At 49.5% G+C, this 12,067-nt stretch carries 12 protein-coding genes and 1 pseudogene; 6 read left to right on the top strand and 7 right to left on the bottom strand.

Annotated elements, in window-relative coordinates:
* Positions 1–287: 287 nt before the first annotated feature.
* Positions 288–1,262 (bottom strand): aromatic acid exporter family protein, encoded by a 975-nt coding sequence (locus tag NQU17_03060; GenBank protein UUM12556.1) that lies wholly within the window; start codon positions 1,260–1,262, stop codon positions 288–290.
* 583 nt (positions 1,263–1,845) lie between these two features.
* Here NQU17_03060 and NQU17_03055 point away from each other — a divergent pair.
* Genes NQU17_03055 through NQU17_03045 form a run of 3 tightly spaced genes read left to right on the top strand, consistent with a single transcriptional unit; the run spans position 1,846 to position 4,035 of the window.
* The gene (locus NQU17_03055) at positions 1,846–2,070 is read left to right on the top strand and encodes a ferrous iron transport protein A (GenBank protein ID UUM12555.1); all 225 of its coding nucleotides are present in this window, start codon (positions 1,846–1,848) and stop codon (positions 2,068–2,070) included.
* Positions 2,071–2,075: 5 nt separating this feature from the next.
* Complete coding sequence (gene feoB / locus NQU17_03050; protein UUM12554.1) at positions 2,076–3,824, top strand: ferrous iron transport protein B; 1,749 nt, start codon at positions 2,076–2,078, stop codon at positions 3,822–3,824.
* 10 nt (positions 3,825–3,834) lie between these two features.
* Positions 3,835–4,035 carry a FeoB-associated Cys-rich membrane protein gene (locus NQU17_03045; GenBank protein UUM12553.1) on the top strand — a complete coding sequence of 67 codons (201 nt, stop codon included), beginning with the start codon at positions 3,835–3,837 and terminating at the stop codon, positions 4,033–4,035.
* A gap of 202 nt (positions 4,036–4,237) precedes the next feature.
* On the opposite strand, the gene NQU17_03040 is transcribed toward NQU17_03045, so the two are convergent.
* The 3 genes from NQU17_03040 to NQU17_03030 form a co-directional block, all read right to left on the bottom strand.
* Positions 4,238–4,558: a DUF1653 domain-containing protein gene (locus tag NQU17_03040; GenBank protein ID UUM12552.1), complete on the bottom strand. Its 321-nt coding sequence runs from the start codon at positions 4,556–4,558 to the stop codon at positions 4,238–4,240.
* 2 nt (positions 4,559–4,560) lie between these two features.
* Positions 4,561–6,246: an arginine--tRNA ligase gene (gene argS, locus NQU17_03035; protein ID UUM12551.1), complete on the bottom strand. Its 1,686-nt coding sequence runs from the start codon at positions 6,244–6,246 to the stop codon at positions 4,561–4,563.
* Positions 6,247–6,512: 266 nt separating this feature from the next.
* The gene (locus NQU17_03030) at positions 6,513–6,905 is read right to left on the bottom strand and encodes a nucleotide pyrophosphohydrolase (GenBank protein UUM12550.1); all 393 of its coding nucleotides are present in this window, start codon (positions 6,903–6,905) and stop codon (positions 6,513–6,515) included.
* Positions 6,906–7,187: 282 nt separating this feature from the next.
* Between NQU17_03030 and NQU17_03025 the strand changes: the two genes are divergently transcribed.
* From NQU17_03025 to tpx, 3 genes are all read left to right on the top strand, one after another.
* Entirely contained in the window at positions 7,188–8,723 is a 1,536-nt protein-coding gene (locus tag NQU17_03025; GenBank protein ID UUM12549.1) for a Ppx/GppA family phosphatase, read from the top strand.
* Between the two features lie 138 nt (positions 8,724–8,861).
* A complete protein-coding gene (locus NQU17_03020; GenBank protein UUM12548.1) occupies positions 8,862–9,758 on the top strand; it encodes a phosphatidylglycerol lysyltransferase domain-containing protein in 897 nt (298 codons plus the stop codon).
* Positions 9,759–9,796: 38 nt separating this feature from the next.
* Complete coding sequence (tpx, locus tag NQU17_03015) at positions 9,797–10,288, top strand: thiol peroxidase (protein ID UUM12547.1); 492 nt, start codon at positions 9,797–9,799, stop codon at positions 10,286–10,288.
* Positions 10,289–10,433: 145 nt separating this feature from the next.
* Here tpx and NQU17_03010 read toward each other — a convergent pair.
* The 3 genes and pseudogenes from NQU17_03010 to trmB all read right to left on the bottom strand — a co-directional run bounded on the left by NQU17_03010 (position 10,434) and on the right by trmB (position 12,010).
* Positions 10,434–10,628, bottom strand: a pseudogene (locus NQU17_03010) (helix-turn-helix transcriptional regulator).
* Entirely contained in the window at positions 10,628–11,101 is a 474-nt protein-coding gene (locus NQU17_03005; protein ID UUM12546.1) for a DUF2975 domain-containing protein, read from the bottom strand. The pseudogene NQU17_03010 and the gene NQU17_03005 overlap by 1 nt, the downstream one beginning before the upstream one ends.
* Before the next feature lie 165 nt (positions 11,102–11,266).
* The gene (gene trmB, locus NQU17_03000; GenBank protein UUM12545.1) at positions 11,267–12,010 is read right to left on the bottom strand and encodes a tRNA (guanosine(46)-N7)-methyltransferase TrmB; all 744 of its coding nucleotides are present in this window, start codon (positions 12,008–12,010) and stop codon (positions 11,267–11,269) included.
* Positions 12,011–12,067 lie beyond the last annotated feature (57 nt).

The following is a 12,067-nucleotide window of genomic DNA, read 5'->3' as shown; positions in this document are numbered from 1 at the left end:
CCTGGGCGGGCGAACTGGTTTAATATTCCATAATTTCTTGTCCGTGGACTCTTTCTCATCTTGTTCATGGCGTCTTTCAACAAAGCAACTCAGACTTAAGAACACATCCAGGGATAGCAACGTAGGCTGGTCTGCAGGCACAACAAGTCAGCCCCAATCGCCAAACCCAAATTGACCACAGGTCATCTCCCGAGTAAAGAATGAGATCACCAGGCCATCCGATCATCGGGTATTATATATATCTTCATTGTATCGATTTTCAGTCAGCCTGTCTTGCCAAAGATGATCTACCTGGTACGGTTATAGTAATTTTGCTTCAGATCCATCATGAGTTCCAAGTCACTGACAAAGTCATAGAGCGTAGCCCGACATTCAAACTCTTCTTTTGAAGCAGGCAGATCCATCTGATGGAAATGCTCCTGATACTGTCTGATCTGCTCGGCGGTGGATCCGGAAAACTCCATCTGATTCACCTGAAGTGCCAGCAGCTCGGTTAATCGGCCGACAATGGCAGTTTCCTGACCCGACCGTTTAATTCGGAGCAAATATCGCTCCAGATGCTTCATGACTTCCAGCTGACTAAGGCGCATATCCAGGTAACTGATCCGGTCCTCCAGGTTCCGCCTCTCGAAATTTGAGGATTCCTGTTCCACCCGCTCGCGGGCTCTCTCAAGCAGATTGGTCAGTTCAGCCATCAGATGCGGCCGAGGCGCCACTTCATCTGACTTCAGGCGGGAAGCCAGGTGAAGCAAAACCTCCTTCAACTTCTCCTCAATGGCTGCTACGTCTGCCTGCAATTGAGTTTCGATACTGGGAATGTGCAGGTTCACCAGCAGTGCACATCCAGCGCCGATTACCATCTGCATAAACTCATTGCCCAGCCAGCCGGGCGCAACGGATCGAATGGCCAGCAAATGAGTCACCAAAACTGAACAAGGCACAATGGCTTCGTGGAATCCAAATCGAACCGCGATGGGTATAAACATTAAAAGGTAAAGACCGAATGCTACTGATGTGAACCCAAAGGTTAGAAACATCAGAGAACCGATGCTGAGAGCTACCAGTGTCGCGATGAGACGCTGCCTTGCCAGGTTAATGGATTTCCGTTTTGTATTCTGGACACTCAATATGGCAATAATTCCTGAGTTCCCTGCGTAACTCAATCCAATGAGCTGAGACAGAAATATCGCCGCGGTAGCCGCCACTGCTGTCTTCAGGGTTCGAAACCCAATCCTTGTTTTTATTAATTTAATGACTTCCATTTTTCCCTCTTTTCCCCTTTTCCCGTTAATCCCACTTTCCCCTGGATCCTCTGATCCCGCTGATCGGACTGTTTTAAAATGAATTGAATGTGCAGAAGCCGATGATTCCGGCGATTCTGTTCCGAGGGATCAAGCAAATTCATCGACTTGCAGAATACGTTTTCTCACAAATCAGTCCAATCTTCCTGAGACACCCGCTTATCCATTCGTGCTAGGCCAAGCTTGGCTGGAATCGCCACAACAGAGTCTTCCTGGTTAAATTTTACCGCATGACAAGGAATCTCGCTCACTTTTTTTCTGTGAAACCAGCGCTCCCGCTTATTTCTTGTCCAGGAACCCGGGGCTATTTGATCCGAGCAGCTGGTTCAAACAATCGAGGCAGCTGACGGTTACGTGTCCAGAGTGCGATTATCACTGTTGCTCCAAGGCTTCCGCTGATTATTCACTACCGTTGTAATGGCGAAAGATAAAATATTAACATTCGAAATGTTTTATTGACACGAAATCTTTGTAAAGATATAATGAACTTGAAGTTAATGATAATGATTTTCAATACTGATTAGTTCTTAAGGAGTGACCTTCCATGACAAACATAAATCGACTGAATATAGGCCAATCCGGCAAAATAGTGAAAGTAGAGGGCGATGCCCGTCTAACCAAGCGTCTGCAAGCTTTGGGATGCATTCCCGGCACGGTGCTGGAACTGGTGCGTATCGCTCCCCTGGGAGATCCGCTGGTGGTTTCCTTCCGCGGATTCAATCTGGCCATCCGTAAAAAGGATGCCTCTTCCATCTTTGTGGAGATCTAGGCTCTATGGTCATCGCATTGCTTGGGAATCCCAATGTGGGAAAAACGACTCTGTTCAATCTTCTGACGGGCAGCAACCAGTATGTTGGAAACTGGCCTGGCGTCACAGTAGAAAAAAAGGAAGGCTGGCACGGCGATATGAAAGTCGTCGACTTGCCAGGTATCTACGCGATGGATACTTACTCCAATGAAGAGAAAGTATCCAAAAACTTTTTAACCGAGGAAAAACCCGATCTGATCGTCAATATTCTGGACGCCTCGAACCTTTCGAGAAATCTTTATCTGACGAGTCAGGCTTCCGAATTCGGCATCCCCATGATCATTGCCCTGAACATGCTTGACATGGCAAAGAATAAAGGGATTCAGATTGACCCCGGCAAACTAAGTCAGAATATTGGCCTGCCGGTGATCCCCATCGTGGCTGCCAAGGGTCAGGGCATTGATGAACTGGTGAAACAGATCAAGTCAGGCGCAGGCCAGGTGACCTCCCTCCTGAAACCCCAGGCCAACGAAGCCAGAACTTACGAGAAGATCGATGCCATTGTCGCTGATTCACAGACTGGCGAAGGCAAAGTCCATGCGCTGACCGACGCCATAGACCGGATTGTGCTGCATCCCGCAGCAGCTTACCCCATTTTCCTGCTACTGCTGTTTCTGGTCTTTAAACTGACCTTCTCCTGGGTGGGTGATCCCCTGTCCGGTGCCTTTGAAGAATACATCATCGGCCCCTTTGGAAGCCTGATTGACCACTTACTGGTCAATTCGTCCGACTGGTTCCGCAGCCTGGTTATCGACGGAGTCATTGGCGGAGTCGGTTCCGTGCTCGTGTTCCTTCCCATCATCATGACACTGTTTTTCGGGATTTCAGTTCTGGAAGAATCCGGCTACATGGCTCGGGCAGCCCTGATCATGGACCGTCTGATGCGCCGGGTGGGTCTTTCCGGAAAAGCGTTCATTCCCATGATTATCGGATTTGGCTGCTCGGTACCTGCGATCATGAGTGCCCGAACCCTTGAATCGGAAAAAGATCGAAAACTGGCGGCGCTGCTGGCACCATTAATGTCCTGCAATGCCCGACTGCCCGTATATATGCTGTTCAGCAGTCTTTTTTTTGCCAGGTACCAGGAGCTTGTGGTAATGAGCCTGTATCTTCTGGGTGTTTTCATCGCATTTATTGTGGGCCTGATTTTCAAGAATACTTTGTTCCGCAAAGAAGAAGAACCCCTTCTGATCGAACTGCCTGACTACCAGATTCCCCGCCTAAAGTCTCTGGTCCGAAACACCTGGGACAAAGGCAAAGGATTCATCCGCAAAGCTTCGACCATTATTTTCTCCTTATCCGTTCTGGTATGGTTCCTGTCCAACTTCAACTTTACCGGTATGGTTGACATCCCGGACAGCCTTCTGGCCGGACTGGGTACGGTGACAGCCCCCCTGCTCGCCCCCCTTGGTTTTGGCACCTGGCAGGCTTCGGTGTCCCTGATTGCCGGTTTAATGGCGAAGGAAGTCGTCATCTCCACCATGGAGATTGTCTACCAGGGTGATCTGACACAAATTCTGCCAACCGTCTTCAACCCGCTGTCCGCCTATGCCTTTTTAGTCTTCGTCCTTCTGTACACGCCCTGTGTGGCGGTTATCGCGACGTTCAAGAAAGAATTTGGAACCCGCATGATGCTTCTGTCCGTCAGCTACCAGCTGGGACTGGCATGGATCGTTTCATTCCTGGTGTATCAGCTGGGACAGCTCATCTTTTAGGAGTCCAAACATGAAAACTTTTGAAATTATCATGGCCATCGCGCTGCTGATCCTGGCCGTCTGGCTCTTTCTTCGGGCAGTCAGCTCCAAAAGCAAGGGAGTCAGCAATTGCGGCACCTGCGCGGCCAAATGTCCCAACCGCGATACCGGCGAAGGCTGTGGCGAACTTGTGTTTTTGAACCGTCCGGCAAATGATAAGACTTCAGATTAACATCAATCAATAGTCCTTCTAATCTCTCTTCGAGTGAACATGTCAAAGATTCGAAAAGACCTTAAATAGCCACACTAGCCGGCTAGATTCCAATCCACGACAAATTGTCTGGCCTGCCCGCATATCAAAAAACCAGAAGAGTCCATCAGGGCTCTTCTGGTTTTTTGATGTTAGTGAATGTCAGGGCCTATGGTCACTGCCATTACTCTTCCACAACGGACAGCCCCATCAGTCGAAGCAAATTCTGGGCTTTGGTCAACAACTCGACTTTGTCCTGGATGGAAATTCCGGTGGCATCGCTTTCCAGAAACCGGAATTCTTGCCCAACTATGCTTTTTCCGGCTTCGATTGGTTCCAGAAACATGTCCCGCGGTCGAACAAAGAGAGCCGGTCCCGGCAGATAGAGCGGAAAGTAAGTCACGAAAACTTCCCTGGTTTCAGTATGTGTCGACTCCCCGATCACAAAATACCAGTTATTTTTATAGTGGCGGTACAAACCGCCGGGAATAATCCGTCGTTCCATTATTACATCCGTTCCACTACATCGATGCCCAGAAGTCCCAGTCCGTTGGCGATGACCTGGCAGGTGGCTTCCACCAGTTTCAGCCGGGCATTGCGCAGTGCGGGTTCGGAGTTGCCAATGTTGATGTTGTTATAGAATTTATTGAATGTCTTGGCAACATCAAGGATGTAGCGGGTGAACACGCTGGGTTCGTATTTTTCCAATGCTTCCCGTTTCGCGTCATTGTAATGCTCCAGAACTTTCGCCAGTTCGAATTCCTCTTTCTCCTTCAACGCAGTCAGATCGCCCTCTCCGGTTGAAACATTCTTGCGCAGAATGCTGCGGCCTCGGGCATAGGTGTACTGAACATAGGGCGCAGTTTCGCCGTCAAAGTTCAGCACCTCGTTGAGGTCGAACATAATTTCCTTTTCCCGGGAGTTTTTCAGGTAAATGAACTTCACCCCGCCGATTCCGATCTTACGGGCTACTTCTTCCTTGTTTTCCAGCTCCGGGTTCTTTTCCTCAATAATATCGCGGGCTCTCTGGATGGCTTCCTTCAAAAGGTCGGTCAGATAGAACACCTTGCCTTCCCGTGTGGAGAACTTCATCCCCTGGAACTTCACCAGACCGAATCCGACATGGATCAGGTCCTTGGCCCACTCATTGCCCATCAGCTCCACCACTTTGAATACCTGGCGGAAATGAAGCGACTGGGGCGATCCCACCACGTACAGACATTTGTCGAAATCATACGTCTGTTTGCGATAGATGGCAGCGGTGACGTCCCGGGTACAGTAAATGGTAGATCCGTCGCTCTTCAAAATGATGGCAGGAGGCATGTTCCATTCATCCAGCATGACAACCTGAGCTCCCTGAGATTCAGTGAGCAGACCCTTTGCCCGGATCTGGTCAATCACCTGGGGCATGTAGTCCGAATAGAACGCTTCGCCTTTGAGCGAGTCAAATTCGATATTCAGGATATCGTAAACCTTCTGGAAATCCTTCAGAGACAGATTCTTGAAGCGGTTCCACAGGCCGGTCTCGTACTCAGCGCCGGCTTCCAGATTCTTGAAGTGACGTCGGCCTTCTTCGTCCAGGGCAGGATTCTTTTCAGCCTCATCGTGGAACTTGACGTAGATCCGAAGCAGCTCCCCAATTGGATCGGCTTCCAGTGCGGCTTCATCTCCCCACATGCGATAAGCGTAAATCAGCTTGCCAAACTGTGTGCCGTAATCACCCAGATGGTTAATGCCGACAGTATCGTAGCCTTCTGACTGGTACATCCGGTACAGGGCATTGCCCAGACAGGTCGTGTACATCAGCGCTACATTGAAAGGTTTGGCGATATTGGGAGAAGAATATTCTACCAGGATCTTTTTTCCGGTGCCGGTATTTTCATTTCCGTACTCTACTCCCGATTCCAGGATCTTCTTCACGATATTGCCGACAAACTCGCCCTTATCAAGGAAAAAATTCAAGTAGGGTCCCAGGGCTTCGACTTTCTCGAGTCCGGCCGGGTCTACCTGATCGGCCAGTTCCTTCGCAATGACCGGCGGTGCTTTGCGCAGCTCCTTGGCCAGCGTATAGCAGGGAAAGGCGAAATCGCCCATATCCGAGCGTGGCGGGATCTCCATTAAGGCGTAGATTTTGTCTGCATCCAGTCCGGATGCCTCGGCAATCTTGTTTGCCACCATCAGTTTATAGTCCATTTCTTTATGCTCCTTTGACAGGATCGCCGGGGATCCCAAAAAATGAAACCCTTCACTTTGAAGGGATTAGTCTTGCCGGATCAAGCATTTTCCGGATCAACTTTACCTCTTATTATACTGTAATCTGCCGGAACCTTCAACGGATCGGGAATCGGCTTGCCATGTACTGCCCTATGCTGTCATGGGTTCCCATTGTTCCCATGGGTTCCCATTGTTCCCATGGGCTGACTCAAGCTGGCATAAGCCGCCATGGTCTTACCATGAACTTAGAATGAGGTAGTCTGACCTACCGGATATTTCCTGCCATTTTTCTCCATCTTGTCCAGGAACACTGTGCTGAGATCGATCTCCAGCACATCGGCCAGATTGAGCAGATACGCCAGCACATCTGAAATTTCCTCCCCCAGATGCTCCCGAGTTGCCGGATCCTGACAGATAGTGCCTGATTCTTCCGGCGTTTTCCACTGGAATATTTCCATCAGTTCCGCTGCTTCAATTGCAATCGACATCGCCAGATTCTTCGGAGTATGGTATTCCTGCCAGCTGCGTTCCTCGACAAACCGACTGGCCCAGCTCTTCAGCTGACTGATGGTGACTGTTTCATCCATTGCCTGGTCCTCTTTTTCCCTGATATTCAAATCATCTATTGCTTTGCCCATTGCGATGTGCCCTCCCTTGTTGATCATCTATTGTCATATTAATTTATATTTCTAGTAGAGAACGGACTTTTTGCTTATTCATTGACATAGAAGTTTTTCTATTTTTCGATGAACTGCCAACAGTAGTATGAGTTTATTTTCTTATAAACTCCATAGTATCAAACGGCCGCCTCTCCCGACCCTGAACAGATCCAAAAAATCCGGATCATGGAATCCCCTGATTAACCGTGGTATAATTATAATTTGAAACCATGATTCGTTCAATGAAAGGGGCGTTTCGCCATGAGGCTTGGAATTATCGATATCGGATCCAATACCATCCGTCTGGTCGTATGGGAATTGTACGGCAAGGGATTCTACCGAATTATCGAAGAAATAAAAGAGAATGTCAGAATCGGTCAGGATGGTCATATTCCGGTGATTTCCGAAGAAAAAATCATTGCCGCGCTTGCGGTCCTGAAGAAATTCAAGAAATTCGCCGCAAACCTGCAAGTCGGCCGAACCATCGTTGTGGCGACTGATCCGGTTCGTCGAGTGGACAATCGGGAAGATTTCCTGGAGCGAATCCGATTGGAAACGGGCTATGTGCCTATCGTACTCAACGAGTATGAAGAGTCCTATATGGATTTCCGGGGCGTTACCGGCTCCATGGAGGTCCAGAACAGCCTCATGGTGGATATCGGTGGCTCTTCCACCGAACTGGTCTGGATCCGCAACAATGAACTCATGGAATCAGCGTCCATTCCGTATGGAACGCTGACCTTGACCGAACGGTACCATCTGGAAGACATTGTTACCAGTGCCAATCATCAGGCCATGGATCAGCTCCTGGACAGCGAGTTCCGCCAGATCCCCTGGCTTTTCAGCCAGCCGTTCAAAACAATGATCCTGGTAGGAGGCTCCGCCCGTGCCATTGGACGCATGGACCGCAACAGAAAACATTATCCCCTGAGCCTGACTCATAACTATACGTTGCTGGATCTTGACATCAACATGCTCTACACCCAGCTCATGACCAAAAATGCCCAAGGCCGGGCGAGACTCCCTGGTTTGGAGATGGATCGGGCGGATGTCATCCTGGGAGCCATGGCGATCATTAAATCCCTGTGCGGACTGACGGGTCTGACAGAACTGCGCGTATCCGGAAACGGTCTGCGAGAAGGTATTCTGTACGAGCACATCCGGTCAAATTACGAATACTATCCGGAACGGCTGGACGCCTCCATCTACTCAATCCTGGCCCGTCACAACATGGATGTAGCTCACGCCGAGCACGTCTATAAGCTTTCGAACAAGCTGTTCCAGGCGCTGCAGGATGAAAAGCAGTTCCCGGCGGAATGGGGCGATGTTTTGAAATGCGCTGCAATGCTCCATGATACCGGAATGTCGATCCGATACTATGATCATGAGCGTCACAGCTTTTATCTGATCCTGAATTCGGAAATCAACGGGTTGAATCATCGGGAAATCCTGATGGCCGCACTGGCTGCCAGCTTCCACCGCAAGAACAATGATGACCTGCCGCTGGCACCTTACAGTCACCTGATCAACCGACTGGACATCAATATTGCCGAACGGCTGGGGCTGCTGATCGCCCTGGCGGAAACATTCGAAAAAAACCTCAATGGTCATATCTTTGACCTGGACGTGGAGGTTCGAAATGATCAGATCACTGTGTTCCCCATTTCCTATGAAGATCTCGAAACAGAACTGGCTGAAGCAAGCAAGCTCATCCCCAGATTCAGCCAGGTCTTCCGAAAGAATCTGGAAATTATACCACGGATCCTGACGCAGGAACCAGAACGTCAGGATACCTGATCATGAGAGGGAGTAGATCCCTCTTTTCTTTTTTTGATAAGAGCAAGTAAATGAATCATAACCAATTTGTAAAAAAATCAACATTGTGCCAACCGCCCGATCCATCGCCGTATAATATAAGAATAGAGGAGTGATACATTGGAATTTGAGAAACTGGACCTGAAACATCAGGCCATATTTGATCGATATCGACATCTGGGCAATCCTCTGTCTTCGGTCCAAAACTTTACAGCCCTATACATGTGGAAGGATGCACTCGGCATTGAAATCTGCGATACCGGAAGCATCGTCTACTTCAGACGAACTGTCCCCCCGATTTTCGGGTTTCTTCCTCCTCTGACCAGCACCGATCAGGAGATTGTCCGGGCCGTCCGGGAAATGAAGCAATTTTCCCAGGAACATGAGTTTCCCTGTCAGATCATCGATGCAGAGCAGTGGATCATTGATCAGCTCGCCCGGTATGATATTCCCCACGAAGTGATCGAAGACCGGGATAATTCAGAATATCTCTACAGCGGTGAAAAGCTTCGGACTCTGTCCGGTAAAAAGATGCACAGCAAGAAAAATCACTACAATCATTTTGTTAAAAACCAGAATTACGAGATTCGTCCCCTGAAAGGGAATACCGGAGCGGCTCTGGCGATGACAAAACGCTGGCTGGAAGGCAGAGAATCCCCGTACACGCTGGGCGAACTGGAAGGCATCCGACTGGCATTCGAACATCTGGAAGCCTTGCCTGTGAAAGGCATCACCGTATTCGTCGACGGTGTCTGCCAGGCATTTACCATCAGTGAAGACCTCACTGAAGATGCTGTCCTGGTCCATGTTGAAAAAGCCAGCGACGAGGTTAACGGACTGTTCACCTTTGTGAACTCGGAAAACCAGAAAATCAACCATCCCGATGCCGTAACGGTAAACCGGGAACAGGATCTGGGGATCGAAGGTCTGCGCAAAGCCAAGCTTTCCTGGAAGCCCATCGGAATGGTTGACAAGTTCATTGTTCGGCTGTGCAGCCAGACCCAAACCCCCAACTAAACACAAAGACAGTAAATAACATATGAGGTGAAACAAGCATGAAAATTACTTTCGGTGGAAAAGAAGTCACTTTGATCGGAACTGAACTGAAAGTCGGCGATTCGCTGCCGGAGTTCAATCTGACCGCAACAGACCTGTCGACCTTCTCCTCCCGGGACATGAAGCTCCCCGCCATCGTTCTGACGTTCCCTTCCGTTGATACCAGCGTCTGTTCTCTGGAACTGCTGACGTTCAATGATCGCCTGGAAGGCCTGAACTACAACGTTTATGGCATTTCCTGCGATCTGCCCTTCACCCTGGATCGCTGGATCAAAACCAACGCCGGGGACTATATCACTATGCTTTCGGACTACAAGCACCACGATTTTGGAGAAGCCTCCGGCACTTTGATCAATGAGTTCCGCATTCTGGCCCGTGCTGCCTTTGTTTTTGACAAAGATGGGATCTGTCAGTATACCGAGTATCTGGCTGAAGTCGGAACGGAACCGAATTATGACCGGATCATGGAAGAGGCAAAAAAGTATTTTTAGTCAGACGGAAATCCCCAAAATTGCTGCCCCGGACATCTTCCGATCAGGAAATGTCCGGGGCAGTGTTTATAGATTATTCTTCCTCTTTCTCCTGTCTGGCAACAGGCTCTGACTCCTCCGGCAGGCTGTCCCTGAGAGTTTCGTCAAACGCCAGCAGATCGCCCGGCTGACACTCCAGCACCCGGCAGATTGCATCAAGGGTTGAGAACCGGATTGCCTTGGCCTTCCCGGTCTTCAAGATGGAAAGATTGCTTTGCGTAATCCCAACTCTATCACTTAGTTCATTCAGCTGCATCTTTCGTCTGGCCAGCATGACATCCAGATTGACGATAATCCCCATTAAACCGTCAGCTCGTTTTCGGTGCGGAATTCCACTGCCCGGGCAAACAGGTCGCGCAGAAAGAACATGACACTGGAAGCAGTGAAAAAAAATACCAGAAAGATCAGCAGATAAGCCCCGACCAGCCCGACTTCACCGCCCAGTTGAGTCAGCGCATAAATCCAAATTCCAAGAATCGCGGCGGTGGAGACCGCCAGACTGCGCCCCATCCAGCTTAAGGTTCGAACTGTTTTCTGAGAAAAGATCTTCTGCTCCGACTGTGCGGCCGCTCTGATCCCAAGGAGCAGAGCGGAAAGCGCTCCGGTCAGCATGATCAGACAGCCGATCAGAATCGGCCAGCGCATGTATGCAATGGAAGGATTCAGCTCCGCAAAAGACCACGATAAGTTCCACAGGAACCAATAACTGTATAAACAAAGCAGAATGCAGACTGACATGGCACTTAAGAGAACACCCCGTTTGAAACTGGTCATAACAACCTCCTGAATATCTTACTATCTGCATTATATCCGTTTATTTATTGTTTTACAATATATTATTCACGATTAACAAGCATCCGAGCCCACTTTGGGTCCCGGATGCTTGTTAATCCCTATGGAATTTTAACCCGTTCAATGATTCCCGGATCGGATGCCCGGTTAGGTTTCCGGATTGGGTTTACGGTTCTCGCGGTAAGTGGTCCAGACTGCCCGTCCGGTCTTCTGCTGAGATTTTAGTTTCCATTCCAGCAGTTCGCCAAGACGCTCTTCCGTGATTGGCTGCTTCACGGCATCAATTCGATAGATCGGCATCCCGAAGCTTCTGAATTTCGACTCATATTCTGTCTGGATGTTGTCCGGATGATCCGCCGGGAGATTATCGGAGTGGTATACCATCTCGTAGCCGGCTTCCGGGAAATACTCCAGTGAAGTGACATAGAGCTCTTCGTCATCCGTTTTAAATTCCAGCCGGGACTGGTCTTTGGTAAACAGCCGGTAAAGCGCCAGGAATCGCGGATGAGTCAGTCGGCGCTTGTGGTGCCCGGCTTTCGGCCAAGGATTGGCAAAATTGATATAGATCTGATCAATCTCCCCTTCCCCGAATACCCGGTCCAGCTCTTCGGCTTTCACTGACAGGACTCGAATGTTCGTGAGTCCTTCTTCGTTTATTTTTCGAAGTGCATACACCAGCACTTCGTTTTTGAGGTCCATGGCAATATAATTCCGCTCCGGGTGCCGGTGGGCCAGCTCACGGATAAAATCGCCTTTTCCGCAGCCAATTTCAAGGTCAATGGGGGCATCGTTGCCAAATTCGAGCTGCCACTTATTCTGTTTATCGTAAGGTTCGAGGTAAAATTTTGGGTCCTGTAGCATTTCCGGCAGTGCCCAGGGTTTATGACGCATTCGCATGGTACGATCCTCCCTGATCCATCCGTCCGTAGGATCCTACGGACGGTTTTT

Source organism: Clostridiaceae bacterium HFYG-1003, assembly GCA_024579835.1.
Taxonomy (GTDB): domain Bacteria; phylum Bacillota; class Clostridia; order Clostridiales; family Clostridiaceae; genus JG1575.
The sequence above is the reverse complement of the archived record's forward strand: the minus strand, read 5'-3'. Positions and strand labels throughout refer to the sequence as shown.